Origin of the sequence: Shewanella cyperi, from assembly GCF_017354985.1 — a bacterium.
GTDB lineage: Bacteria > Pseudomonadota > Gammaproteobacteria > Enterobacterales > Shewanellaceae > Shewanella > Shewanella cyperi.
Genome location: NZ_CP071501.1, coordinates 827,992 through 854,650, shown reverse-complemented (window position 1 = coordinate 854,650; position 26,659 = coordinate 827,992). Strand labels below are relative to the sequence as shown.

At 56.1% G+C, this 26,659-nt stretch carries 23 protein-coding genes and 1 other RNA gene; 10 read left to right on the top strand and 14 right to left on the bottom strand.

The window, feature by feature from the left end:
• Nucleotides 1-38: 38 nt before the first annotated feature.
• Nucleotides 39-1,181 carry a hypothetical protein gene (locus JYB84_RS03545; RefSeq protein WP_207322078.1) on the bottom strand — a complete coding sequence of 381 codons (1,143 nt, stop codon included), beginning with the start codon at nucleotides 1,179-1,181 and terminating at the stop codon, nucleotides 39-41.
• A 397-nt stretch (nucleotides 1,182-1,578) separates the two neighbouring features.
• Between JYB84_RS03545 and JYB84_RS03540 the strand changes: the two genes are divergently transcribed.
• Together JYB84_RS03540 and JYB84_RS03535 are read left to right on the top strand one after the other, a co-directional pair.
• Complete coding sequence (locus JYB84_RS03540) at nucleotides 1,579-2,481, top strand: zinc metalloprotease (RefSeq protein WP_228290870.1); 903 nt, start codon at nucleotides 1,579-1,581, stop codon at nucleotides 2,479-2,481.
• Nucleotides 2,482-2,601: 120 nt separating this feature from the next.
• Nucleotides 2,602-3,012 (top strand): hypothetical protein, encoded by a 411-nt coding sequence (locus JYB84_RS03535; protein ID WP_207322077.1) that lies wholly within the window; start codon nucleotides 2,602-2,604, stop codon nucleotides 3,010-3,012.
• 114 nt (nucleotides 3,013-3,126) lie between these two features.
• Here the strand turns inward: JYB84_RS03535 and JYB84_RS03530 are convergent, their stop codons facing one another.
• Nucleotides 3,127-4,236 carry a redoxin domain-containing protein gene (locus tag JYB84_RS03530; RefSeq protein ID WP_228290869.1) on the bottom strand — a complete coding sequence of 370 codons (1,110 nt, stop codon included), beginning with the start codon at nucleotides 4,234-4,236 and terminating at the stop codon, nucleotides 3,127-3,129.
• Nucleotides 4,237-4,464: 228 nt separating this feature from the next.
• On the opposite strand from JYB84_RS03530, the gene JYB84_RS03525 reads away from it, so the two are divergent.
• Complete coding sequence (locus JYB84_RS03525) at nucleotides 4,465-5,280, top strand: AraC family transcriptional regulator (protein WP_207322075.1); 816 nt, start codon at nucleotides 4,465-4,467, stop codon at nucleotides 5,278-5,280.
• Nucleotides 5,281-5,447: 167 nt separating this feature from the next.
• On the opposite strand, the gene JYB84_RS03520 is transcribed toward JYB84_RS03525, so the two are convergent.
• The 8 genes from JYB84_RS03520 to JYB84_RS03485 all read right to left on the bottom strand — a co-directional run bounded on the left by JYB84_RS03520 (nucleotide 5,448) and on the right by JYB84_RS03485 (nucleotide 17,059).
• Entirely contained in the window at nucleotides 5,448-6,113 is a 666-nt protein-coding gene (locus JYB84_RS03520; protein WP_207322074.1) for an HNH endonuclease family protein, read from the bottom strand.
• Between the two features lie 15 nt (nucleotides 6,114-6,128).
• Nucleotides 6,129-7,505, bottom strand: a complete 1,377-nt coding sequence (locus JYB84_RS03515) for an AAA family ATPase (RefSeq protein ID WP_207322073.1) — start codon at nucleotides 7,503-7,505, stop codon at nucleotides 6,129-6,131.
• Between the two features lie 1,665 nt (nucleotides 7,506-9,170).
• Nucleotides 9,171-12,059: an aminomethyl-transferring glycine dehydrogenase gene (gcvP, locus tag JYB84_RS03510; protein WP_207322072.1), complete on the bottom strand. Its 2,889-nt coding sequence runs from the start codon at nucleotides 12,057-12,059 to the stop codon at nucleotides 9,171-9,173.
• 108 nt (nucleotides 12,060-12,167) lie between these two features.
• Complete coding sequence (gene gcvH / locus JYB84_RS03505) at nucleotides 12,168-12,557, bottom strand: glycine cleavage system protein GcvH (RefSeq protein ID WP_207322071.1); 390 nt, start codon at nucleotides 12,555-12,557, stop codon at nucleotides 12,168-12,170.
• 26 nt (nucleotides 12,558-12,583) lie between these two features.
• On the bottom strand, nucleotides 12,584-13,678 hold the full coding sequence (gcvT, locus tag JYB84_RS03500) for a glycine cleavage system aminomethyltransferase GcvT (protein ID WP_207322070.1): 1,095 nt from the start codon (nucleotides 13,676-13,678) through the stop codon (nucleotides 12,584-12,586).
• A 256-nt stretch (nucleotides 13,679-13,934) separates the two neighbouring features.
• Nucleotides 13,935-15,143, bottom strand: a complete 1,209-nt coding sequence (locus JYB84_RS03495; RefSeq protein WP_207322069.1) for an FAD-dependent oxidoreductase — start codon at nucleotides 15,141-15,143, stop codon at nucleotides 13,935-13,937.
• The gene (gene ubiH, locus JYB84_RS03490) at nucleotides 15,143-16,393 is read right to left on the bottom strand and encodes a 2-octaprenyl-6-methoxyphenyl hydroxylase (protein WP_207322068.1); all 1,251 of its coding nucleotides are present in this window, start codon (nucleotides 16,391-16,393) and stop codon (nucleotides 15,143-15,145) included. The genes JYB84_RS03495 and ubiH overlap by 1 nt, the downstream gene beginning before the upstream one ends.
• Before the next feature lie 90 nt (nucleotides 16,394-16,483).
• The gene (locus JYB84_RS03485) at nucleotides 16,484-17,059 is read right to left on the bottom strand and encodes a UPF0149 family protein (protein ID WP_207322067.1); all 576 of its coding nucleotides are present in this window, start codon (nucleotides 17,057-17,059) and stop codon (nucleotides 16,484-16,486) included.
• 230 nt (nucleotides 17,060-17,289) lie between these two features.
• Here JYB84_RS03485 and JYB84_RS03480 point away from each other — a divergent pair, with 230 nt between their 5' ends.
• The 5 genes from JYB84_RS03480 (at nucleotide 17,290) to JYB84_RS03460 (ending at nucleotide 19,432) form a co-directional block, all read left to right on the top strand.
• Nucleotides 17,290-17,598, top strand: coding sequence for a cell division protein ZapA (locus JYB84_RS03480; protein ID WP_207322066.1), 309 nt, complete (start codon nucleotides 17,290-17,292; stop codon nucleotides 17,596-17,598).
• Between the two features lie 51 nt (nucleotides 17,599-17,649).
• Nucleotides 17,650-17,830: non-coding RNA, 6S RNA (ssrS, locus tag JYB84_RS03475), on the top strand.
• 8 nt (nucleotides 17,831-17,838) lie between these two features.
• Complete coding sequence (locus JYB84_RS03470; RefSeq protein WP_207322065.1) at nucleotides 17,839-18,441, top strand: 5-formyltetrahydrofolate cyclo-ligase; 603 nt, start codon at nucleotides 17,839-17,841, stop codon at nucleotides 18,439-18,441.
• Nucleotides 18,442-18,511: 70 nt separating this feature from the next.
• A complete protein-coding gene (locus tag JYB84_RS03465; protein WP_207322064.1) occupies nucleotides 18,512-18,973 on the top strand; it encodes a hypothetical protein in 462 nt (153 codons plus the stop codon).
• Nucleotides 18,974-19,222: 249 nt separating this feature from the next.
• A complete protein-coding gene (locus JYB84_RS03460) occupies nucleotides 19,223-19,432 on the top strand; it encodes a hypothetical protein (RefSeq protein ID WP_207322063.1) in 210 nt (69 codons plus the stop codon).
• A gap of 97 nt (nucleotides 19,433-19,529) precedes the next feature.
• Here JYB84_RS03460 and JYB84_RS03455 read toward each other — a convergent pair whose 3' ends face one another.
• Complete coding sequence (locus JYB84_RS03455) at nucleotides 19,530-20,441, bottom strand: DUF808 domain-containing protein (protein ID WP_207322062.1); 912 nt, start codon at nucleotides 20,439-20,441, stop codon at nucleotides 19,530-19,532.
• Between the two features lie 182 nt (nucleotides 20,442-20,623).
• On the opposite strand from JYB84_RS03455, the gene rpiA reads away from it, so the two are divergent.
• A complete protein-coding gene (gene rpiA, locus JYB84_RS03450; RefSeq protein WP_207322061.1) occupies nucleotides 20,624-21,280 on the top strand; it encodes a ribose-5-phosphate isomerase RpiA in 657 nt (218 codons plus the stop codon).
• 339 nt (nucleotides 21,281-21,619) lie between these two features.
• Nucleotides 21,620-22,366, top strand: a complete 747-nt coding sequence (locus JYB84_RS03445; protein ID WP_207322060.1) for a DUF4097 family beta strand repeat-containing protein — start codon at nucleotides 21,620-21,622, stop codon at nucleotides 22,364-22,366.
• A 167-nt stretch (nucleotides 22,367-22,533) separates the two neighbouring features.
• On the opposite strand, the gene gabT is transcribed toward JYB84_RS03445, so the two are convergent.
• The 3 genes from gabT to JYB84_RS03430 form a co-directional block, all read right to left on the bottom strand.
• Entirely contained in the window at nucleotides 22,534-23,814 is a 1,281-nt protein-coding gene (gene gabT / locus JYB84_RS03440) for a 4-aminobutyrate--2-oxoglutarate transaminase (RefSeq protein ID WP_207322059.1), read from the bottom strand.
• 19 nt (nucleotides 23,815-23,833) lie between these two features.
• Entirely contained in the window at nucleotides 23,834-25,276 is a 1,443-nt protein-coding gene (gabD, locus tag JYB84_RS03435) for an NADP-dependent succinate-semialdehyde dehydrogenase (protein ID WP_207323079.1), read from the bottom strand.
• A gap of 89 nt (nucleotides 25,277-25,365) precedes the next feature.
• Nucleotides 25,366-26,649 carry an NAD(P)/FAD-dependent oxidoreductase gene (locus JYB84_RS03430; RefSeq protein WP_207322058.1) on the bottom strand — a complete coding sequence of 428 codons (1,284 nt, stop codon included), beginning with the start codon at nucleotides 26,647-26,649 and terminating at the stop codon, nucleotides 25,366-25,368.
• Nucleotides 26,650-26,659: the final 10 nt, after the last annotated feature.

Genomic DNA, 26,659 nt, shown 5'->3' with positions numbered 1-26,659 from the left:
CACAGCCGGCCGCAGCGAATTGGCAAACTCGGGGGCAGTTATTGCGGCGGCGGATTCACTGCCCCTCTGCTTTCCGGGGTCCGGCCAAAGGCGGCCGAGATACAGCTTCTGACCCGATAGCTGTAACCCTGGGGCTGGCTCTGGTCCGGCAGAATCTCCAGGATCTCGTAATCGTTCAGCTCCACTATCTTGCTGCCCTCGGCATGCTCACAGCGGGAGCGGCCGTCGGCCTCAAATTGGAAAATAAACAGCGCCAGTGCCGATTGCTGCAACGAGTGATAGCGATTGGCCCGGTTCTGCATGTCCTCGACCGGCATGGACACCACAGAGGTGGTCTCGCCTTCGCTGACGATATGGATACCAACATTACCCTGGGTATCCTGCACCAATTCTGCCTTGGCCTCCTCGTCCCCCTGGCCTGAGTCAGCCTTTTTCTGCTTGGCCTTGTTACCGCTTTCCTCCAGCTCCGCCAGGATTTCATCATAAACCCCGCGGCCAAAGGCGCCGGCATCGGCCGCAACTCCGGTGGCAGCCCCCAGCATCAACAGTTGGATCAGCAGGGCAAAGCTCCAGACATAACGCACCAGGGCCGTGGTAAACACAAAACGATAATGGGGCGGATGCCACAGGCCGTGCAAACCGAAGGGTTTGAGCAACAACAGCAACAGCAGATAAAAGGGCATGGCCACCTGGACAAACAACAGCACCAGCAGCGAGGTCATGAAAAACCAGCCGGGAAGGCTGAGCAGAATGGCAAAGTTGTGACTGTAGGGCAGGCTGGCGGCCGACACGCCGGTGATATCGTTCACCATACCCGCGGCGTTGCCCAGGGCAAAGTTGGCCACCACGGCATAAAACAGCAGGATAAATGCCTTGCCCGGCAGGCTGTGCCACACATGCAAAAACCGCGGCCAGAACTCACTGGCCAGTCCCGCCAACACCAACAAGGTCAAGGCGCCGGTGAACCAATTGACCCTGTCTGCCACCATCACAGCCTCAAGCAGGAACAGCAAGGTCGCCAGCAAGTAGCAGCGCTGGGCGAAATTCAGACTGTGCCAAAAGCCCTTGAACCGCATCAGGGTTGTGGCCAGGGGCCTGGTAACGGGGCGGTCAAAAAGTTCGCTGAACTTCATGCGACTGAATTTCATGCGAATGGTGGTGGTGAGCGCAGGTAATAGCATGATTTTATTCGAGCCAATCCATTGTTTCAGATAAGTCTCCCAAGATACTGGAAAGGGAAATGTTACACCAGAGTAAAAAAACAGCCGCCATGCCAGTGAAACAGGGGAATTCACTGCGCCATGCCGAGATGACGATGCAGTTATCCGGTGAACGGAACACCATCCGGATAAAATAATGTTACAAAAATGTTGAATAAGTTTGTTTTGGCCATTATTTTATGTCGTCTCACCGTGGCAAGCTGCCACGTGGTCGGTGGGTATGGGCAGACCATGTCTCACATTTGGAGCAGTTAAAAAGGATGATTTTTTCCCTAAGGGACTATGTATGACAAGTCGGGGGACCGGTTCTGCTTAATCAGTGACATAGAAATCCAATAATATTAAAAAGGAAAAAACTGTGAAAATAACTCTAAAAACTTCTACCCTGATGCTTGCCCTGGGCCTGACAGCCGCCCCCCTGAGCGGCATGGCCAATAACGATGCGGCCTTCGATCACGCCAATCCCAATGCCTCCTTCCTGCGCTGTGGCACCAAACACCCCAGTGCCGAAGAGTCTGCATTGAAAGAAAAACACTTCCAAACTCTGCGCGCCAGAAGCGGTGACACTGGTATGCAACAAAGAGCCAACGGCTCAGTGACTATTAATGTCTACATGCACGTGATCACCGACAGCCAGAACAACGGCAACCTGTCTACCGCTGACATCAATGCCCAGATGAGCGTGCTGAACAATGCCTACAGCAATACCCCCTTCAGATTCAATCTGGTATCGACCGATGTGACCGCCAACAACAGCTGGTACACCGCCGGCCACGGCTCAACTGCCGAGACCGACATGAAGTCGGCCCTGCGCCAGGGTGATGCTGCAGATCTCAACATCTACACCAACAACATGGGTGGCGGCCTGCTCGGCTGGGCAACCTTCCCAAGTGACTATGCATCAGCCCCCATCAAAGACGGCGTAGTGATCCTCTACAGCACACTGCCAGGTGGTTCAGCGGCCCCCTATAATGAAGGTGACACCGCCACTCACGAAGTTGGCCACTGGCTCGGCCTGTACCACACCTTCCAGGGTGGTTGCAGCGGCAGCGGTGACTATGTGTCCGACACTCCTGCTGAAAAGAGTGCCGCCTACGGTTGCCCGGTCAATCGCGACTCCTGCACTAAAGGCAAGAGCGCAGCCGGTGTGGATCCTATCTTCAACTTCATGGATTACACCGACGACAGCTGTATGTTTGAGTTCACCAATGGTCAGGCCATCCGTGCCGATGAGCAGAGCCAGACCTACAGAAATCTCTGATGCTTAACGCGCTTCAGAAATGACTGTGAAAAAAGAGGCACCCCGGTGCCTCTTTTATTTTTTAACGTCCGAGGCATTCATATGAAGCATTCAAATGAAGCATTCAAATGAGGTATTCAAATGATAAGAGTCATACTGTTGGCTATCGCACTCAGCTCACCACAGGCCATGGCAGAGCCCTTGGCACAAACAGGTCGCCTGCGGGTGCCTGAGTTTGTCACTTGCGACCCCAATCTGCTGACCTCCTGGACCGGCACAGTGACCCGCTATCAACACCGGGGACAATCCCTCAGCCTCACCCTGGCAACGGATGCCGACACCACGGAATCCGTCAATCTGCAGGGGGACGCCCACCATGATCTGCTGGCGCAACTCTTCCTTGAAGGCAGACCCTTTAACACGGATGACTGGCCAAAAATCGAATCCGCCCCCGGGGTGCTGCGCGAAGGCATGCGCCTGACGGCCTGGGTTTGCGCTGATGCGCCGATAATCCTGGATTGGCACACAGGGCCCGGAACCCAAAGTGAATAAAGAGCCGCAAAGTGAATAGCGGCTCAAATTGAACAGCTACTCAACATGAATTGGCCCGGTGAAAATCCATGAATAAGGCATCCATGCCCAGTAGCCAACATTCGCGGCTTGGCTTTATGGCTTGGAGAATGATGCCTTTGAGAACAGCGCCGTGACCTTTTCCTTAAAGCCCCGCTGTCTGAAATCCACCTTGTCGGTCACCCTGCCCGCTTGATCCACAGTGATAACGGTCGGCACCTGGGTGACACCGAACCTGGCAAACAGCTCGCCATCTGCATCAAATATGATCGGCCCCACAGCGCCATGGCTGGCTTGATATTCGGTTAAATCCTCTTTGGAGGTCCACAGATTGGTTGAGACGGATAACCACTGGGTGTCGCTGTCATCTGGTCTGTCAGTGCCATGACTTTCCAGCATCTGTCGCACCAGAGTGCAGGACTTTGAGGTTAGTGGCTCGGTTTGCTCCAGATACCATTCACACCAGGGGGCAAAAAACACCAGCACGGTTTCCTTGGCGTCGCTGCTGGTCGAAGGCAGGCTGGCGCTGTTGGTCGCCGGTGCGCCAACACTGTTTCCAGCCGGTACGCTAAAGCCTTGGTTGGCAATTGACTTCAGGCTGATGGGAGCCAGCTTATCGCCTATGTCATAGCCTTTGATTTGGGTGGCGATAACCGAGGCTGTCGGGGCCACCTCGGGCGCTTCCTCGGCAATCACCTGCTCCAGTGCCCGATAGAAATTGCCATCGTCCTCATGACCCACATAGGCAAACTCACCGCGTTTATTGATCAGCAGATGCTGCGGCGTTACCCGGAAATTCAGCGCCCGCGCCAGGGTGCCATCATCAATGGCAATCGGCATGGAGAGCCCCGCCTTGTCCTTAAAGGCACTGACGGATTTGAGATCGTCGCTGAGCCCGGTGTTAACGGCTATCACCTGAATTTGCTCACCGTACTTTTGATAAAGCGCTTCAAAGCCGGGCATTTGTTTGCGGCAGGGGGCACACCAGGTCGCCCAATATTTGATGTAGACCGGCTTGTGACCATAAAGCTGGCTTAAATCTATGGTCTTGCCATCAAGGGTCTTGATCAGCAGCTGTGGGGCTGTTGTTCCAAGCAGCCCCTTGCCCGCCAGTTTGGCCCTTCTCTCCCCTTCGGCGCTGTAGTCTTCTTCTGCCAGCGCCTGGCCCAGGCTCAGAGCGGCGAGGCTGGCGACGAGCAATTTCATTAGTTGGCTTTTACGCTTTAACATCCGGGATCCCCATTGTCAGAAATAATTCGGGTTGCGCGCCAGGCTAAGAATTCAAAGGCACCGGCGCTGCGACTGAGGCAGCATAGCTGGGGGCTGGCGGCGGGAATTGTACTTTTCCGACATGCTGCGCCCACAGCCAGGGAAATCTGTGCACAGCGCATGGCTTTGATATACTGCGACTACCGATACAAGGAAGGCGTCTTTATGTCGACACTGCCTCATCTTGGTTTTCAGCGTTTCCAACCCTGCCCCCGGTTGCGGCCCTTTATCAGCTGCTACTGGAGCATCTTCAAGCCAGCGGGCCCGGCGCCCCTGGTCACAGAGTTCATGCACCCGGAAGGCGGCAGCGGCGTATTCTTCAATTTTGCTGACCCGCTCACCTTCGATGGCGGTCAATACCTGTCCCATTGCCTGATCAATGGCCCCACCAAGCACAGCACCAAGCTTGAACTCGCAGGCAAGGTCGATGCACTCGGCATTCGCTTTTGGCCCGGCGCCGGGCGGGCCTTTTTCCGCTGCCCGCTGTCGGACATGCTGGGCCAGTTGTTGACGCCCCGGGATCTGTCGCTGGCAATCCTGGGTGATGACCTGGTAGAAAAGCTGGCGGCCCTGCCAACCACGGCCGAGCGCATCGCCCTGTTGGAAGCCTCCTTGCTGCAATACCTGGCCGCCAGCGGTCTGGGGGAAAGCACAGAGCCGAGAATTCAGCATGCGGTGAACTGGATAGACAAGCACAGGGGCCAGGCAGACATCCACAGCCTGATGGCGGAGCTGGATGTCAGTCAGCGCCAGCTCGAGCGCCTGTTCCAGCAAAACCTGGGCCTGTCGCCCAAGTATTACAGCATATTGCAGCGCACCTCCTTCGCCCGGGACCTGCTCAGGCAAGACAGCGACCAGTCCCTCACCGACATAGGCTACCACGCCGGTTTCTACGACCAGGCCCACTTCATCCGCGAATTTAAGCAGGTGATTGGCATCACCCCAGGGCAATATAGAAGCAAGGCGTTGCTTAGGCGCTGAGGTTAAATTCAACCTCGCCATCTGTGCACTCGGAAGTAGCCCTGTGCCCAAGTTGGATTACCACTTCAGCCCAACACGTAGCACCGAAACCGATCCGTTACACCGTTTCCCCTTTTTGGGCTGCCGAGGGTGTTGGGCGATGGATAACATATGTCGAGGCAAGGCAATTAATCTCTAATATACTGTTCAAACAACCGTCTCAATGTTTGATCATCTAACACCATCCATCTTATGAATGCAGAAAACTCCTGTTCTACTCTTAAAAAATGAATAATTTTTTCTTCTGCTTCTTTTTTCTGTTGAGGAGTACTATCATCATCCGAAATAACAGATATCTCTTTGAATACTTTTACCAGAATAGAAAACAATTTTTTACGTAACATTGTACGAGTTATTTTCCTATTACCTGTTGAATCGTCATTAAAAACTTTATCAATTAGCTCAATAGTTTGAGAAATACTAGGAGAATTTTGTACAGCTTCATTTCTAGATATTTCAACGTGACTGTTTGGCGTGGTAGGGAACTTATGTTTAATTGCTCTAAACACATCAGTGTTAGGGTCAGCTGGATCTATCAAATTATTGTAATTAGCATTTTTGAAGTTCGAATTACATCTATGACAAGCAAAATACAAATTATTCCAGTCAACCCTGTCCGCGTTAGTTGCATCAAAGTGCTCTACCGCACAAGCTTGCGGATCTAAAACCTCACAGATGTAACATTTTGAGTAAAACATCCGACTTAACTCTTCTAGTATTAGGGGATGATTATGGTTTCTTATTCCATCTAAAATTGGTTGAGGAGCTGGATTTGTTCTTACCACATTGAACATACTAAGAAGTCCTTTCTATTTATTATTAAACTTATTAACTGCGGCAGCCAGCTGTACTTTAGACTCATCATCCAGAATGCCTAAAGATTGAGAAAGTCTTTTTATTGAACCTATATTTTCAGAAACATAAGCATCATCATCTAATCTATTTAATATATTTTCCAAATAAATTGAGTAATTAGGAACATCAAAAATTGCACCTAGAATCACATCAGTACTGTATGTTCTTAAGTCTTCATTGACTAAGGTAGTAGTGGATAAATCATACACTACTGAGTCATCTTCGGAAGATGTAACAAAAGGAGAGTGAGTTGAGACAATAAACTGAACATTTGGAAATAGCTCACTGAAAAAAGGTAATACTTTTCTTTGTAGTGATGGGTGCAAATGAGCGTCAAGCTCGTCTATAACCACGAAGCCAGTAATATTCTCCGGAGTAAAATCAGAAACCTCGACAGTCATTAACAATTCAGTAAATACTTTTAAGATTGATGAATACCCAGCAGATAGATCTCTGAATGAAAAGTCTATCTTATGACTCTGAGTAATTGAATAGTTAAGCGTGTCATCGTCAAAATGTAAATTTGTCGAATCATCGTCTAGCAGTATTTTTAGTTGATTTACAAACCTTTCCTTCCAAAGTTCCAACTCTTTGGTCACTGAAAAATCCTGCTTTCTTTCTCTCAAGGCGCTTTTAACTTCCCAGTTTGCAAGAAACTTCTCAATTAATGAACCTGCATTACCTCTTCCTTTATTTCTAGCTACCTGTGTCGTTTGAGACTTAATATTTTGCTTTTCATGCTCTAGAGAGGTTATATTCTGAACAGGTTGAAAAGAAGATTTACGAAAAGCATCAAAAAACATTAATAACTCAATTTTAGCTTCACTCTCTATGTATGAAACTTCTGTATGTTTAATTGTCTCGGACTGTTTTATTTCAGTATATGTGGTCAAGGATGAAACTTGATCATTAAAGTTATTTTTAGCTAAATTTATTTTCGAAATAAAATTTTCAATTTGAGCTCTATCGCGAACCACTTGACTTTCTAGTTCAGAAATATTCATCTCAACTTGTTTCAATTGAATGTTTGCGAGATTGGTTTGCAATAACTTTTTTTGAGACTCTATATTTTCAACAGCGTTGTCAATGCTGGCAGTATATATTTCAACATTGTGACTAAAACTTTTCAGCTGACTTTCGAGTTGATTTTTGTAGGCATACTTTTGACTCATAAAGTTAGGAGATCTTAAAAGCACTTCAAAAATTGACTCAAGTAACTGAGTTTTTCCACATCCATTTTTACCAGTAACTATTAAATTTTTACCATTTAATTCGATTTTTATTTTTTTATCTGTAAAAGGAATTATTCCCTGTATACTCTCAATTTTCACGATACTTATTCCCTAAACTGATTTTCAGAAACTAATGCTGTATTTGTACTTTTCCCTTCTGCTGTTGATACACTATCACAACTATACTTTATAAATCTAAAAAACATCTGACAACATTTTTGTCTACATAAGCAATAGCTTAACTAAATTAAAATACTCGCATTGGTTTGCGACGAGACAAAAACGAGTTAGATCAGGTGGGGATTCTGAGCCTTTTTGATTTATGTTCGGCCTGTGAGTTAGCGACCCCCTTTTACCTACTGAGGCTCAACCGACTTCACAGTCAGGAAGTTGTTGACCACAATAGGTTGGCCTTACGGCTACCAGCTGAATAGTCGGCCTTCCGGCCGAAGCAAGTCGTGGTGTTCCACACCACACCGGGCAAGGGGCTTTGCGCGTCCAAAGCCCCTTGCATCCCAAAGGACGCCCGCGACGAAGCGGAAAGCCCCTCGGGCATTTGACGCCTTCCCGCTACCGCGTCAGACGCTCATCCTTGATTCGACTGACGCTGCCTCGGCATCCATGCCTCGGCCACGCTTCAGGCATCAATGCCCTTCGGCCGCTTCAAGCGGGTACGGTGTTCTATGCGAGCACGGAGTTATGCCGACACAGGCTCTCTCGGTCGATGATCGCTCCAGTTTATTGGTGTTTCCTTTTGGCTACAGGGGACTACAGGAAAAGCAACAGTGCTGAACTGTTGCACCTGTTCCCCCTTCGGAGCCGCTGAGGACGATGAGCATGGGCGCGTAGCCGAGGTAGGGATACCGAGGCTGCTTCGGTCGAGCAGGACGCGAGTCCGAAGCTGTAGCAAGACCAAGCTCAAGAGGCCGAGGGGCTTTCGGCTCCGGCTGGGGGTCGCTGGGGGATTGGATAAGGGGGCAAGTCGACACTGCCCCCTTTCCCCGGGTGTGGGTTGGAGACCCACGACTTTCTGCCGCTGGCACAGCGGCTATCTCTTGCTTCGTCTTAACTTCCGGCATCGGATGCCATAAATCACCGGCCGTGGGCTTTCGCACTGCCACCCCAGTGACACGCCGTGAATCCCTCCCTGGAGGCTCAGCGGCGACGTCCTGTCGCCGATGGTCACTGGTGCGGCAGTGCTTGATTAAAGGTATTCCTCTCCGGCATCAGTGAACTTTCGAATCAAAGAGCTGAAGCCAGACCGTTACACCACTCCCCGTTCCGACGCTGCCGAGGGCGTTGCTGAAAATGGCGTGGCGAGGCATGGATGCCGAAGCAGCGTCAGTCGAATCAGGGATGAGCGTCTGACGCGTTAGCCAATTTTCAGCATAAGGCCGAGGGGCTGTCAGCGTCGGTGGGGTGTCCTTGGGGTTGCAAGGGGTATTGGACAAGCAATACCCCTTGCCCGGGTGTGGGTTGGAGACCCACGACCTTTCGCCGCTGGCACAGCGGCTAAACCCGCCAGGGTTTCAACAACGCCAACCACTAGTGGGGCTAACAAGAGCCCATAAAAAAACGAACCCTGGGGTTCGTTTTTTATTGCCTAACTGAACCTGGGTTCAATCAGGCCGCAATTGCGTTGCTGACGACGCTAATGCAAGGCAAATCGCTGGTTCCAGCGCGCAGTTGACTCTTCGCGATGAGCTTAGGTCAATGGCCACTGGAACCGAGATTTAACGCCGCAGTAGCGAGTCCAAGCAGCAATTACTCGTAGTCACTCATTGGCACACAGGCACAGAACAGGTTCCGGTCGCCGTACACGTCATCGATACGGTTCACGGTTGGCCAGAACTTGTTGGCCTTCACCGCAGCGGTGGGGAACACCGCCAGTTCACGGCTGTATGGACGGGCATCAAATGCCGGGTCCATGATGTCTTCCAGGGTGTGCGGCGCGTTGTGCAGCGGGTTGTTGTCCGCAGGCCACTCACCGGCTTCCACCTTGGCAATTTCGCCGCGGATGGCAACCATGGCCTCGATGAAGCGGTCCAGCTCTACCTTGGACTCGGACTCTGTGGGTTCAATCATCAGGGTACCGGCCACGGGGAAGCTCATGGTGGGCGCGTGGAAACCATAGTCGTTCAGACGCTTGGCCACATCCATCTCGGTCACGCCGGAGGCTTCTTTCAGCGGACGCAGGTCGATGATGCACTCGTGGGCAATACGATCGTTACGGCCGCGGAACAGCACTGGGTAGTGCTCGGACAGCTTCTTGGTCAGGTAGTTGGCGTTCAGCATGGCGGTCTGGGTAGAACGGGTCAGGCCCTTGGTACCCAGCAGCTTGATGTACATCCAGCTGATTGGCAGGATACCGGCGCTGCCGAACGGTGCGGCAGATACGGCGCCGTTGTTGTCGCTTTCAATGCCTTGCTTGACCACGGCGTGACCGGCCACAAATGGTGCCAGATGTTTCTTCACGCCTATGGGGCCCATGCCTGGACCACCGCCGCCGTGTGGGATGGCGAAGGTCTTGTGCAGGTTCAGGTGCGATACGTCGGCACCGATAAAGCCGGGAGCGGTCAGACCCACCTGGGCGTTCATGTTGGCGCCGTCCAGGTACACCTGGCCACCGTGCTGGTGAATGATGTCGCAGATGTCACGCACTGTCTCTTCGTACACACCGTGGGTGGACGGATAGGTGATCATGATACAGGACAGGCTGTCGGCCACTTCGGCGGCCTTGGCGCGCAGGTCGTCCAGATCCACGTTGCCCTGCTTGTCACAGGCGGTAACCACAACCTTCATACCGGCCAGTTGGGCCGAGGCTGGGTTGGTACCGTGGGCGGACTGAGGGATCAGACACACGTTACGGTGACCTTCGCCACGGGACTCGTGGTACTTCTTGATGGCCAGCAGGCCGGCGTATTCGCCCTGGGCACCTGAGTTGGGCTGCATGCACACGGCGTCGTAGCCTGTGATGTCCACCAGCCAATCGGACAATTCCTTGATCAGCTGGGCATAACCCTGGGCCTGCTCGGATGGGCAGAAGGGGTGCATGTTGGCAAACTCGGGCCAGCTGACGGGGATCATTTCCACCGCGGCGTTCAGCTTCATGGTGCAGGAACCGAGGGAGATCATGGAGTGGTTGAGGGCCAGATCCTTGTTCTCCAGGCGCTTGATGTAGCGCATCATTTCGGTTTCGCTGTGGTAGCGGTTGAAGGTCGGGTGGGTCAGGAAGGCTTCCTGACGCACCAGGGCGGCAGGGATAGAGCTTGAACCCTTGGCGACAATCTCGGCATCCAGGGCAGCGCAATCCAGACCGTGACCGGCACCGAGGATAATGTCGAACAGTTCGGCCACATCGGCACGGGTAGTGGTTTCGGCCAGGGCAACGCCCATGACGCCGTCGGCGTCAAAGCGCAGGTTCACACCGGCGGCCAGGGCACGGGCGCGGATGGCGGCCACATCGCCCTTGAAGCTGATGGTATCGAACCACTGGTTGTTCACCAGGGACACGCCCTTGGCTGCCAGACCGGCGGCCAGGATGTCGGCCAGACGGTGAATGCGCTCGGCGATCACTTTCAGGCCCTGTGGACCATGGTACACGGCGTAGAAAGACGCCATGTTGGCCAGCAGCACCTGGGCGGTACAGATGTTGGAGTTGGCCTTTTCGCGGCGGATGTGCTGTTCACGGGTTTGCATCGCCATACGCAGGGCGGTATTGCCACGGCTGTCCTTGGACACACCGATAATACGGCCGGGCATGGAGCGCTTGTGCTCGTCCTTGGAAACGAAGAAGGCGGCGTGTGGGCCACCAAAGCCCATGGGTACACCGAAGCGCTGGGCTGAGCCGAATACCACGTCGGCACCCATGGCGCCTGGGCTCTTGAGCAGAATGAGCGACATGATGTCGGCACCGACGGTGACAATCACGTTCTTCTCGGCCAGCTTGACAAACAGCTCGGTGAAGTCGGTCAGCTGACCCTGGCTGTTGGTGTACTGGAACATGGCACCGAACAGGTTGTCATGGTTCAGGGCATCGCTTGCAGGGCCGGTCACAATGTCAAAACCGAAACACTCGGCACGGGTCTTTACCACGTCCAGGGTTTGCGGGAACACGTCGTCGGCAACGAAGAAAGCATTGGCTTTCTTGGCCTTGGAAACACGCTTGGCCAGGGCCATAGCCTCGGCAGCGGCGGTGGCTTCGTCCAGCAGAGAAGCGGATGCCAGGTCCAGACCTGTCAGGTCGATGGCCAGCTGTTGGAAGTTCAATATGGCTTCCAGGCGGCCCTGGGCAATCTCGGGCTGGTAAGGGGTGTAGGCAGTGTACCAGCCTGGGTTTTCCAGCACGTTGCGCAGGATAACGTTTGGCACTTCGGTACCGTAGTAACCCAGACCTATGTAGCTCTTGAATACCTGGTTTTTATCGGCCAGGGCGCGAATATAGGACAGACCTTCGGCCTCGGAACAAGACGGGCCTACGGCCAGCTCACGGTCAAGGCGAATGGCCTCGGGCACGATTTGCTTGGTCAGATCATCCAGGGATTCGGCACCAACAAAGTTGAGCATCTCCTGCTGCTGAACACTGTCCGGTCCAATGTGGCGGGAAAGAAACAGCTCGTGCTGTTCCAGTTGGGTGAGGGTTTGCTTGGTCATGATAAACCTTATCTATTTGCGCCGGTATGGCCGTAGGGGAGCCACCGGTCTCATCTTGGTTACAGATAAAACAAACGAAGCCCCGGGGGGCTTCGTTTTATGCGACGATTATTCTTCGTCGATAACGGCTTGATAGCCTTCTGCATCCAGCAGGCTGTCCACTTCGGACTCGTCTGAAGGCATGATGCGGAAGAACCAGCCATCACCGTAGGCATCGCTGTTCACCAGCTCTGGAGAATCTTCCAGGGCCACGTTCACGGCAACCACTTCGCCGGAGATAGGAGCATAAATGTCAGAGGCGGCCTTTACAGACTCGGCCACGGCGCAGTCTTCACCGGCAGACACGGTATCGCCCACTTCAGGCAGTTCAACGAACACCATGTCGCCCAGCAGTTCCTGAGCGTGCTCAGTGATACCTACTGTGTAGCTGCCGTCTTCTTCCTTGCGGATCCACTCGTGGGAAGAAGCATATTTCAGTTCTGACGGGATATTGCTCATTGTTCTTGTTCCTTTATCGGGTATTTTTAAAATGCTTGTTTTCCGTTACGCACAAAGCTGGGGGCAACCACACGCACCGCCACACGCTTCTTGCGCATTTCCACTTCAGCCGTGTCGCCGATGGAGCCGGGTACGCGCGCCATCGCAATAGAATAGCCCAAAGTGGGTGAGAAAGTACCACTGGTGATCACGCCTTCTTGCTCGACACCGGCGGCGTCGGTGAAGAACACCGGCATACCGTGGCGCAGCACGCCCTTCTCTTCCATCACCAGACCCACCAGCTTGTCGCTGCCCTTGGCCTTGATGGCTTCCAGGGCGCTGCGGCCGATGAAGTCACGATCGCTTGGTTCCCAGGCAATGGTCCAGCCCATGTTGGCGGCCAGCGGGTTAACGGTTTCGTCCATGTCCTGGCCGTACAGGTTCATACCGGCTTCCAGACGCAGGGTGTCACGGGCGCCCAGACCACAGGGCTGCACACCGGCATCCAGCAGGGCTTGCCACAGGGCCTCGGCTTCCGCCTCGGGCACTATGATTTCATAACCGGCTTCACCTGTGTAGCCAGTGGTGGCGATAAACAGGCTACCGGCCTGCTTGCCAAAGAAGGGCTTCATGCCTTCCACCGCGGCGTTTTGCTCGGCGGTGAACACTGTGGCGGCCTTGGCCTTGGCGTTGGGGCCCTGCACGGCGATCATCGCCAGCTCGGGACGCTCGGTGACGGTCACGTCAAAGGCCTTGGCTTGCTGACCTATCCAGGCCAGATCTTTGTCACGGGTGGCGGAGTTCACTACCACACGGTATTGGGTATCGCTCAGGAAGTAGGTGATCAGATCGTCAATCACCCCGGCGTTTTCATCCAGCATGCCGCCGTAAAGGGCCTTGCCGGGAACGGTCAGCTTTGCCACATCGTTGGCCAGCAGTTTGCGCAGGAAAGGACGGGCGTCGTTGCCTTCCACATCCACCACAGTCATGTGGGAAACGTCGAACATACCGGCATCGCGGCGAACGGCGTGGTGTTCCTCAATCTGGGAGCCGTAGTTCAGCGGCATATCCCAACCGTGGAAATCCACCATCTTGGCGTTGGCTTCCAGGTGCTTGTTAAAGAGTACAGTTTTATTAGCCATTATTATCCCTTCTGTCCGGGGCTTTCTGTGCCGGAGCAGTGCGCGGCACAGGGTTAAAATGCGGCGAAATTATACCTTGTGGAGCAAATTTGTATACAAGAGAATTTTCTAATCCGAACAGTTACCAGATTAGTTTTTCTTATGACTCACATGTAATTTTTTTACATTTGTAACCCACTGAAGGGCAAAAAGACGGCAATGATTTGAATATTGCCGTCTTTTTACTCACAAATCTGTTACTTCAAGTGAAGATATGTCAGCGACACAAATCGGGTAAGTTTTGCTTATTGCCCATGGCCTGTTTGATGAACACAGTTTTCAGCGGTGACAACTGATCCACCAGGTTCAACCCCAGATCGCGGATGGCCTGTTTAAGCGGATTATTACCGGCAAACAGGCGCTTGAACCCCTCCATGGCGGCGATCATCTCCAGCGCATCGGCCTTGCGGGCCCGCTCCAGTGGACGCAGCAAGCGATAATCGCCTATGTCACGGCCGGCCTGATGCAGCTCACAGACCTGCTGCACTATGGCGGCGGCATCAAGGAACCCCAGGTTTACTCCCTGCCCCGCCAGCGGGTGTATGGTGTGGGCGGCATCGCCGGCCAGCAGCAGGCGGTGGCGGGCGAAATGGCGCGCATAGCGCATCCTGAGCGGGAAGCTCTGACGGGCTCCGGCCACCTTACACAGCCCCAGGCGGCCATCGAAGGCGGCGGTCAGGCTGCGTGAAAATTCTTCATCATCCATGGCCAGCAACTCAGCGGCCCTGGGTTCTGGCACCGACCAGACGATGGAGCACAGATTGGACTGGTACAGAGGCAGGAAGGCCAGCGGTCCTTCCGGCAGGAACACCTGGCGGGCACAATCGCCATGGGGCACCTCTGTGGCTATGTTGGCCACTATGGCGCTGTGGCCGTAATCCCAGAAGGTCAGCGGGATCTGGCACTGGCTGCGCACCCAGGAGTTGGCGCCGTCGGCGGCCACCACCAGGGCGGCGCTGAAACTGTCGCCGCTTTCCAGGGTCAACCAGGCCTCACGCTCACCGAAGGCAATGCGTGACAGGCGTTGCTGCTCGCGGTAATCAAGATTGGAAAAATCCGCGGCGCGGCGGGCCAGGGCAAAGGCGATGGCGTCGTTTTCCACTATGGTGCCCAGGGTCTGTTCCCCAAGCTCGGCGGCATCAAAGCCGATGCGGCCCATGCCGTCCTTGTCCCAGACCTGCATCCGGCCATAGGGGGCCAGGCGCCGCTCATCCAGCAGGCTCCAGGCGCCGAGGCGGGTAAGCAAACGCTCACTGGCCTTGTTGATGGCGCTGACCCTGAGCCTGGGTTCGCCGGACACGGGCGCCTGGCTGCCGGCATCCAGCACCACCACCTGCAACCCGGCTTCCGCCAGGCCGATTGCCGTGGCCAGGCCCACCATACCGCCGCCAACGACGGCCACATCATAGGTTTGGGTTGTCAACATCAGCAGTTCTCACTCAGGCGCTTGCCTCTGCGCCAGCCCATGGCGCGGCTGGCCACGGGCGCCTTGAGCGGCGGACACCATGACAACAACCTCAGCCCCAGGCTGCGTCCGGCCACCAGGGGCCAGTATTGATTGGAAAATCCCCGTACCAACGCTTCGATATGGCACAGGGTCTGATTGCGGTCATCGGTCCGCAGCTCGAGATAGTGGTGCAGCAGTGAATGCTCACCCACATCGGTACCGGCCACCAGGGCACTGTCCAGCACCTGCAGCAGATCCACCACGTCCCGCAGCCCCAGGTTAAAGCCCTGCCCGGCGATGGGATGCAGGGTTTGGGCGGCATTACCGACAAAGACGCACCTGTGGTGTATGGGTCTTGGCATAAAGCTCAATTTGAGCGGATACACATGGCGTTTGCCGACGCTGATAAACTTGCCGGCGCGGCTGCCGAAGGCCCGCTGCAGCTGGGAGAGAAACAGAGCCTCATCTGCACTTGCCAAGCGCTCCGCCTCTTCCGGCGGCAGGGCCCACACCAGAGACAACCTGTGCTGACCCGCGCTGTCCTGCATCGGCAGCAGCGCTAGCGGCCCTGTGTCGGTAAAACGTTCCCAGGCCCAATGACCATGGGGTCGGTCGCAGCCGATATTGGCCACCAGGCCGCACTGGGCAAAGTCGCGGCTCTCCAGCGGCAATTTGAAGCAGTCCCGCACCCGGGAGTGGAGGCCGTCTGCGGCCACCAGCAGTTTGGTGCGCAGCCGCACGCCGCTTTCCAGGGTCAGGGTGTGGCCATCGCTGTCGCTGGCAAGCTCGCGCAAACCATCGGGACAATAGATTGTGATACCCGCGTCCTTGACCGCCGCCAGCAGCTTTTGGCCCACGGCTTCCAGCTCCACCACCTCACCCAGAAAGGGCAAATCAAAGCCCTCACGATTCAGCTCTGTCATGCCGAAGTGACCGCGATCGGAAATATGTATGTCGTTGATGGCGCAGCCCAGGGGCGCCAACAGGGGCCAGAGGCCGAGACGCTTGAGTTCGGTGACCGAACCATGGGCAATGGCAATGGAGCGGGCGTCAAAGCCGGGATGGCCGGAGCCCTGTTCATGGGCCTCGATGAGGGCAATGCGCAGCGGCCGTCCCAGGGCTTTGGCCCGTTTGGCCAGGGCCAGCGCCAGGGTGGTGCCTGCCATGGCGGCACCTATGATGGCGATATCCAGCGCTTGTGGCGCAGACTCTGGGGTTGATGGATTCATGGCTGTTCAGCTCCCATCCCAGCCGGTTCCTCCGGTCGGGGCAAGGTCAAGTCAATGCTTCAATTCAATGCTTCAAATCAATGCTTCAAATCAATGCAAAATGGCGCCGTTGTCCTCGGTCCCGTGGGGCAATTCCGGACCAAACTCCTGGTAACAGAGGATGGCGGCGACACGGACAAACTCCAGCAGCTCGTTGAAGGCATTTTCGGATTCTTCATCCTCGCCGACATCAAATTCCACCTGGGCTATCTCGGCGAGATCGCGGATTACTTCGCGCACATCGTCGGAGGCCTGCCCCAGTTTGGGCTGGATAATGGCAATGCCGGTGAGGAAGCTTTGCACCCAAAGGGACAGGGCCTCGACCCGGTCACACAGGGGTTCTTCCTCTTCAGGCAGCAGCGGCACAAAGCCAAACTCCACATCGGTCAGCCGCGCGACGGTATCCTGGAACAGCTCATCCACCAGCTGCAACAGTTCGGGAGGCAATGCCTGGCCGTCATTCATCAGCTCCAGCAAGGGCTTGATCCAGGCGCCCCGCCCCTGCTCCACGCCGCCACACAAGAGGCCCACCAGGGCACCGTGAACTTCCACCGGATGCTGGCCGATTTCGGCCTGTTCCAGGGCTTGCAACAGCTTGTCTATTTTCAGGGATGGAGGAGTGGCCATGGTCTCGGGCTCATGCAGTCAAAAATTCGCATTCATGCTATCAGACAGGAGCGGATGTCACCAAGCAGCGCCCGGATAAATATGGCAATTTAGCTGTACAGCGCACGAAATGCTCATACAAGCAGCGATCGGATGAACTGCCCTCAAGAGGCGAGCGCTGCGTCCTTGCACTTTTGGCGGGGGACTTATATAGTCCGCCTCAATCAAGCCCTGAAAGGATGCCGCCCGACATGAGTAGCAGTGCCATTGACATCACCCTCCTGGGTCGCACTTACTCTATTGCCTGCCCAACAGGCCAGGAGCAGGCCCTGAGAGCCGTGGCCAACAAGGTGGAGCAACAGCTTTCCAGCCTCAAGGCCAAGACCAACAGCCTGAGCCGGGAAGAACTGGCCATCATGGCTGCCCTGAATATTGGCCACGAGCTGTATCAGGAACAGAAGAAAAATCATGATTATATGCGCCAGATGGATGATCGCATCCGTCTGCTGCAATCCACCCTTGAGCATGCGCTGGTTGAGCGCAGCCGCAAGGAAGATTAAACTGATAGTGAGCCCGGTACCGCCATTACTGGCGCGTATCGCTCAAAAATTTGCTCCCTGGGGTGTGCGCCAGCTGGTAATGTCCCTGTGCCGATATTTTTGACCTCAGGGTGAATGTTTTGCCGACATTGAGCAGGCTCGGCCAGTACCGAGAAGCCTTAGGAAGTAATCATTTACCCGCCTTGAACCTACGGTTCAAGGGCTACACCGGCAGCGGCATTCTGGGGAGCATCTCATTTCATGACCATGTCAGTCATCGCCAGGGCGCGCAGCGCCATCCGTAAAGACATACGTTCCAACAGAAAAGCACTGACCCCGGATGAGCAGCACACTGCCAGTCGGGCAGCCGCATCCCATGTGCTCGATTCCCTGCCCCATGCCCAAAGAGTCGCCCTCTACCTTGAAAATGACGGTGAACTGGGAACCCGTCCACTGATTGAAGCCCTGTGGGCCAAGGGCTGCGAGACTTACCTGCCTGTGCTGCATCCCTTTGCCGAGGGCCATCTGCTGTTTATCCACTACGAAGCGGATACGCAGATGACGGCCAATATCTACGGCATTCCCGAACCCAAACTATCGGTCCAGCGCCTGTGTCCGGCAGACCAACTGGATGCCATCATTACCCCACTGGTGGCCTTTGACAGCACAGGCAACCGCCTCGGCATGGGCGGTGGCTTTTATGACCGCACCCTGGCCCACCTGCCGGACAGGGTCAAGGTCATAGGCCTGGCACACGATTGCCAGCGTCTGCCGGCCCTGCCGGTGGAAGCCTGGGATGTGCCCTTGCCCATGATAGTCACCCCGTCCCGGATCTATCGCTTTGGTTCTGAGCCGAACCAATAGCCGGCCCTTGCCAGAACCGGCACAGGTTAGGGTAAAGTAAACAAAGCTTTTCTTTGTGCAGGAAACAGGAATGCGCCCAAGACGCAGTCACGCAGGAAAAATCGACAGTGCCAACGCCGCCAAGGCCAAGCTGGACATACTGCAAAACGCCTATGACGGCTTGCGGCAAAAGCAATCCGCCTACCGGACGCTGCTCGGGGCACTGCTTGGCGCAGTCCCGGCCCTGGCCTTGTTTGCTTACCTGAACAGCACCCTGTCCGGCGTGCTGGTGCTCTATCTGGTGCCGCCACTTTTCATCGGCCTGGGTGCCAGAGCCCTCGGACATTGCTACGAGTGGCCTCTGCTGTTAATCCCGGGAGCCGTGTCGCTGCTGAGTTTACTGGTCGTCATACTCGCGGCACTGAAATTCAACTATCTGGATCTCATCATAGTGCCCGCAGGCGTTGGGCTTGCCATGTTTGTCGCCCGCAAACGCCTTACAGTCACAGAGCAAAAAGCCCTGTGGCAGGCCAAGCTCGGCAAATTGAAATAATCACCCCGGCCGCCGGGCGCCCCTTGAATACAACTTCCCTTTTATCCAACCAGCGTCAGGCATAAGTCGGGCCACAAGCTTTTGCACTTTCCAAGAGACATATAAAAATTTGCGCTGGCTCAAGCTTTTGGCTGCCTATCAGACTCAAGCCAATACAAAATTGACCCAGGTCAATATTCAATCACATCAAGTCGCCATACTCAGGCCATCACGTTTTTCTCTCAGGTCTTCTGGAAAAGGAATTGGATTATGAACACTGGCAAAAAAACCGAAATTATCGTGCTGCTGATAGCCACCCTGGCGCTGGTGGTGGCCCTGGTTGGACACATAGCTATGGCCTTTATGGGTAACTTCAGTGCCCTTGGCATGCTGGCCGCCCCAGTACCCTTCGTGCTGATGGCCGTGGGGGTGGTGGCCTTTAAATATGCCGCCGCCAATGACCAACCCAGCCATCACTGAGGTTGATGACAAGGCAGTACTGACTGCCGCCATTAAACAAAAAGCAGTGCCTTGGCACTGCTTTTTGTTTATTCCGCTCATTATCCAATCTTGAGTCTCAGTGTTCGGCCTTTCCCCGTAACCTGGCAATGATACCAAACAAAAAAACGACAACGGCGCCGGCAATCACACCGAAGATAAGGTTCAGCACACTGGGGGTCAGGACCGCCAGCAGCGGACCTGCCACGGCAACATTGGCCACCAGCCCGGCCGCATGCTCTATGCCATGGTGCAGGTAATCCACCCCGTGGGTGAGTATGCCGCCACCGACCATAAACATGGCGGCAGTGCCCACTATGGTCAGCAGTTTCATTAACCTTGGAGCTGCGGCCAGCAACAGGCCACCGACCCACTGGGCCACTGCCGTGGTCTTTTTCGACAGCCACAGGCCGAGGTCATCGAGTTTAACTATCCCGGCCACCAAACCATATACGCCGACCGTCATGACAACGGCGATAATGCACAGAGTCGCCACCTGGGTCATAAAGGCCTCTTCGGCCACTATGCCAAGGGTGATGGCGATGATCTCTGCCGACAACACGAAGTCGGTACGTATGGCGCCCTTCACCTTGTCTTTCTCATAGGCGTGGACATCTGTGATGGTCTCCACCGGTTGAGCCGCCTTATGTTCGGCCTCCTCCTTGCCGTGCCAGAGCTTTTCAAAGCCTTCGAAGCAGAGGAACAGGCCCCCCAGCATCAGCAGTGGGGTCACGGCCCAAGGGATAAAGGCGCTTATCAGCAGCGCTGCCGGCACCAATATCGCCTTGTTGAGCAAAGAGCCCTTGGCCACGGCCCAGACCACGGGCAGTTCACGATCGGCATTGACCCCGGTCACCTGCTGGGCATTCAATGCCAGGTCATCCCCCAGCACCCCGGCTGTTTTCTTGGCTGCCACCTTACTCATGACCGACACATCGTCGAGAATGGTGGCTATATCATCCAACAAGGTCAGCAGACTGGCTCCCGCCATAATGACTCCTTTAATTTTCATCCTGTTGCTGTTTGCGGCTATCCTACCCAAGCCATGGCAAAAACACAGCCCCGAAGCGAATCACAAAAGCGGAATTTTGTCGGTCGCCGACCACCTTTCTGCGCCTTTGCTTGTATAATGTGGGCAACTTTTCGCTTTATCCGCATTAACAGGAAGTCATCATGACCCAAGACGAAATGAAAAAGGCCGCCGGTTGGGCCGCACTGCAATATGTTGAAAGAGATAGTATTGTCGGTGTTGGCACTGGTTCTACCGTCAACCACTTCATCGATGCCCTGGCCACCATCAAGGCCGATATCGAAGGCGCAGTGTCCTCTTCCGAAGCTTCCACCGCCAAACTCAAGGCCCTGGGTATTCCAGTTTACGATCTGAACTCGGTGGACAAGCTGTCCGTGTATGTGGACGGTGCCGATGAAATCAACCCGCACATGGACATGATCAAGGGCGGCGGCGCTGCTCTGACCCGGGAAAAAATTGTCGCCGCCGTGGCCGACAAGTTTATCTGCATAGTGGACAACACCAAGCAGGTGGACATTCTGGGCAATTTCCCGCTGCCGGTAGAAGTGATCCCCATGGCCCGCTCCTACGTGGCCCGCGAGCTGGTGAAGCTGGGTGGCGATCCCGTCTACCGTGAGGGCGTGGTGACAGACAACGGCAACGTGATCCTTGACGTCTACAACCTGAAGATCATGGAACCCAAGGTTCTGGAAGACAAGATCAACGCCATTGTCGGCGTGGTCACCAACGGCCTGTTTGCCAAGCGCGGTGCCGATGTGCTGCTGGTCGGCACACCGGACGGGGTCAAGACCTTCAAATAAAGGTCTGCACCGTATTCAAAGGAGCCCAAGGGCTCCTTTTTTGTTGCCACGTTCTTAGTCTCTGACTGCCAAGCCCTCATCCGCAGCCTGCCCCGCCGGCTCCCGAATTCCGCATCTCAACTTGAGCTTCACACCAACACCCAGTCCCTTGGCCATTCTCGCCAACAGGTGGTGAAAAACCGCGGACATTGGTGTCCGCGGACAGTGTCCACTGTGGCAACGGACAAAGTTAAAAACACAAGCAATTGATTTTAAACATTTTATATATTGGCATCCTAATTGCAGATCTAAGTGCCGATAAGGAACTCAACCTTTAGTCCGCATTCAGGAGCTCAGATCATGTCCAACAAGTCAGTATTATCCGTTATCACCGCCGCCCTGGTTCTGGGTGGCTGCGTATTCCAGGTCAACAGCGCCCCCCTGGAGCACAGCCGCCAACAACTGAACCTGGATACCGCCAGCCTGAGTTCGCTCAAGGCCGATACAGGTGCCGGTGAGCTGGTGATCATGGGCGTCCCCGGACTGGAGCGGATTGAGGTCGAGGCCGACATCTACACCCGTACCGATATTCCGGCCATTCTCACCCTGAAGCGCGAGGGCAAACATGCCAAGCTGGAGGCCCGCTTCGAGGAGCATGCCTATAAGGGCAACTCCCCCTATATAGATCTCTTGGTCAAGGTGCCTGCGGAACTGGCCCTGGATATTAACGATGGTTCGGGCGCAATCCGCATCGGCAGCGTGGATGCCGATATCAGTGTTAACGACGGCTCAGGCGATCTGGAAATCCGCGGTGGTCGCAATATTGATATCAGCGACGGCTCAGGCGATCTGCTGGTGGAAGGCAGCACAGGCAAGATCAATATCACCGACGGTTCAGGAGATATCAAGGTGGCCAAGACAGGTGCCGATGTCACAGTCACCGACGGTTCCGGCTCCATGGTGCTGACCGATATCGGCGGCCTGGTGACCCTGTCCGATGGCTCGGGCAATATCGAAGTACACAACACCCAGGGCCTGACGGTACTGAATGCCGGCTCAGGCGGCATCAAATACGACAGTATCAATGGTCCGGTGAACCTGCGCTGACCAACTTCCCGGCGCCGGGCGGGTTGGCCATTTGGGGCCGGCCCGTCTTGCCCACCCTTTCCACTGCTTCGCCGCCGAAGCAGAAAAAATCGGGGCCGCAAATTTGCGGCCCCGATTAATTATCTCTTCCCTTTCTATCCACCAGCTTCCAGCCAACTATCAGCTATTTAGCCGCCGCCAAGCACGGCCTTGAGCGACTCACCCAGGATGGCCAGCCCCTCGGCAATGTCCTCATCGGAGGCGGTCAGGGGCACCAGAATACGCAGCACATTGCCAAAGGTACCGCAGGAGAGCAGGATCAGTCCCCGATCCCGCGCCGCCGCCAATATGGGCGCGCTGTACTGGGGCGCCGGGGCACCATCTTCCATCAGCTCCATGGCCACCATGGCCCCGAGACCGCGCACTTCGGCGATTTGCCCATATAGGTGTTGTAACTGCCGCAGCCCGCGGGTCAGCTGCTGGCCTATGGCCTGGGAGCGGGCCAGCAGTTTTTCCTGCTCAAACACCTCGATCACCGCCAGGGCCGCGGCGCAAGCCAGCGGATTACCGCCGTAGGTGCCACCCAGTCCCCCCGGGCCTATGGCGTCCATGATTTCCGCCTTGCCGGTGATCCCCGACAGGGGGAAGCCGCCGGCGATGGACTTGGCAAAACAAGTGATGTCGGCGGCCACACCCATTTGCTCCATGGCGAAAAAGGTGCCGGTACGACCGGCGCCGGTCTGCACCTCATCGGCTATCAACATTATGCCTTCGCGATCGCACAGCTGCCGCAGGCGCTGCATAAAGCCGGGGCTCGCGACATAGAAACCGCCCTCCCCCTGCACAGGCTCAAGTATGATGGCAGCGATATCGGCGGGCTCGGCATCGTTACGGAAGATCTGCGCTATGGAGTCCATGGCGTCGTCCTCGCTGATGCCGTGCAGGGCGCTGGGAAAACGGGCCCGAAATACGTTGGCCTGCATCAATCCCATGCCCTTGCTGTAGGGCGCCACCTTGCCGGTCAGGGCAAGTGCCGCCATGGTGCGGCCATGGTAACCCGAGGTAAAGGCTATGACCCCGGCCCGGCCCGTGGCGGCGCGGGCCACCTTGATGGCGTTTTCCACCGCCTCGGAGCCGCTGTTGAACAGGGCCGTCTTCTTGGCAAAGTTCCCCGGTACCAGGTTGTTGAGCTTTTCACACAGGGCCACATAGCTCTCGTACCCCAGCACCATAAAACAGGTGTGGGAGAAATGCTCCAGCTGGGCCGCCACAGCGGCCTTGACCTTGGGATGCAGATGCCCGGTGTTGAGCACGGCAATGCCGCCGGCAAAGTCCAGGTACTCCTTGCCTTCCACGTCCCACACCCGGGCATTTTCGGCCCGCTCGGCAAACACGGGGTGAATTTGGCCAACACCGGTGGCCACGGCCGCCTGGCGTCTTGCCATCAGGGAAGCATTGTTCTTGGTCATGGGCCGCTCCTTGCGCCTGCTACACCGACAGGCAGATGTATTTGAGTTCCAGGTATTCCTCTATGCCGTGCCTTGAGCCCTCGCGGCCCAGGCCCGAGGACTTGATGCCGCCAAAGGGCGCCACCTCTGTGCTGATAAGGCCGGTATTGACCCCCACCATGCCGTACTCCAGCGCCTCAGCCACATGCCACACCAGCGACAGATCCCGGCCGTAGAAGTAGGCCGCCAGACCAAACTCGGTGTCGTTGGCCATGGCGATCACGTCATCCACCTCTTTAAAGCGGAACAGGGGCGCCAGCGGGCCGAAGGTTTCCTCCCGGGCGAGCTTCATGCTGCTGTTGGCCTCGGTGATAATGGCGGGCTCCATAAAGTTGCCGCCGAGGGACTTGCCGCCCAGCAGCAGTTTGGCACCCTTGGACAGCGCGTCCTGCAGGTGATCCTGCACCTTGGCAAGCGCCGCGGCATTGATCAGTGGCCCTGTGGTGACTCCGGGCTCTGTGCCCTTGCCCACCTTGAGTTCGGCGACGGCCTTGGCCAGCTTGGCGGCAAAGGCGTCGTAGACCTCATCCTGCACATAGATGCGGTTGGCGCAGACACAGGTCTGGCCGGCGTTGCGGTACTTGGAGATCATGGCGCCGGCGACTGCTTCATCGAGATCCGCATCCTTGAACACGATAAAGGGCGCGTTGCCGCCCAGCTCCAACGACAGCTTCTTGATATTGGGCGCGCACTGGGCCATCAGCTTGCTGCCCACGGCGGTTGAGCCGGTGAAGGACAACTTGCGCACCGTGGGGTTGGCGCACAGCTCGTTGCCTATGGCCACAGCATCACCGCAGACTATGTTCAGCACCCCGGGCGGGATCCCGGCCCTGTCAGCCAATTCGGCCAGAGCCAGGGCGGTAAAGGGGGTCTGGGGCGCGGGCTTGACCACCATGGTGCAACCTGCTGCCAGCGCCGGGCCCACCTTGCGGGTTATCATGGCGGCGGGGAAGTTCCAGGGGGTGATGGCGGCACAGACGCCCACCGGCTGCTTGATCACCATGATGCGCTTGTCGCCCTGGTGACCGGGTATGGTCTCGCCGTAGACCCGCTTGGCCTCCTCGGCAAACCATTCGATAAAAGAGGCCGCGTAGCCCACCTCGCCCTTGGCTTCGGCGAGCGGTTTGCCCTGCTCGCGGGTCATCAGCAGCGCCAGATCGTCACTGTGCTGGTTGATGAGCTCAAACCAGCGTCTGAGCAGCACGGCGCGCTCCTTGGTGGTCAAGGCGCGCCAGGGGCCCAGCGCCTTATCGGCGGCCTCGATGGCATTCCTGGTTTCGGATTGGCCCATCACAGGCACAGGCCCCAACACTTCACCGCTGGCGGGATCGGCAATGGCCACTGTCTGGCCCGATGCGGCATCGCACCACTGACCGTCGATATAACATTGCTGCTTAAACAGGCTTGGATCCTTTAATTGCACCTTAATACTCCAATTCATGCATGCGGCCTGGCCGCTTGGTTAAATACCTAATTAAATGCCTAAATTCCCAATACCCAGTGCCTGAATCTCTATATGCCAAGGGCGTCCCGCAGCGAATAATACCAGGCCCCCAGGGCACTGAAGGGTACCCGCAACGCGTGGCCACCGGGGAAGGGATAATGGGGCAGCGAGGCGAACAGGTCAAAACGGCTCGCCTGGCCATTGATCACCTCGGCCAGCAAGCGCCCGGCGAGGTGGGTATAGGTCACCCCATGGCCGCTGCAGCCCTGGGAGTAATAAATATTGCCGCCGATACGGCCCACCTGGGGTAGGCGCGACAGGGTCAGCAGGAAGTTGCCGGTCCAGGCATAGTCGACCCGCACGCCTTCCAGCTGGGGAAAGGTTTTGAGCAGCTTGGGCAAAATGATGGCCTCGATATCGGCCGGATCCCGGGCGCCATAGACCACGCCGCCACCGTACAGCAAGCGTTTGTCGGCGGACAGACGGAAGTAATCCAGCAGGTAATTGCAGTCCTCGACGCAGTGATCGCCGGGCAGCAGATGTTTGGCCTGGAACTCGTCCAGAGGCTCTGTGGCTATCATCTGGGTGCCGCAGGGCATGGATTTGGCCGAGAGCTCGGGCACCAGATGCCCCAGGTAGGCATTGCCCGCCACCACCAGAAAGCGGGCTCTGACCTCGCCCCCGGCGGTGCGCACCCGCACAGGTTCCCCCTCCTGAATGTCGATGGCTGCCGAATCCTCGAAGATTAAGCCTCCCAGGCGCTCCACCGCCGCCGCTTCACCGAGCGCCAGATTCAGCGGATGCAGATGGCCGCCGCTGCCATCGAACATGCCACCCACATAGCGGCTGCTGCCGACATAGTTGCGGATGCCACTCTGGTCCAGCAGATCCAACTCGCCCTGGTGGCCGTGTTTTTGCCACAGGGCCTTTTGGGACTCCAGATGTTTAAGCTGCCGCCGGTTGAGGGCGGCAAAGACGGCGCCGTCCTTAAGATCGCAATCGATTTGGTAACGGTCCACATACTCGCGGATAATGCGCGCCCCTTCGAACGCCATGGCGCCGAACTGCCTGGCCTTCTCGGCGCCGACGCTGCGCTCGATAACGTCTATGTCGCGGCTGTAGCTGTTAACTATCTGACCACCGTTGCGGCCCGAGGCGCCCCAACCGATGCGGGCCGCCTCCAGCACCACCACCTTGAATCCCCTCTCCAGCAGTTGCAGCGCCGTCGACAGGCCGGTGTAACCCGCGCCTATGATACAGACATCGGTCTCAATGGCGTCTCTGAGGCGCGGCCGCTCGCGCTTGTCGTTGGCACTGGCGGCGTAATAGGAATCGGCATGGGCTGTGGTCATGGCGGCATCC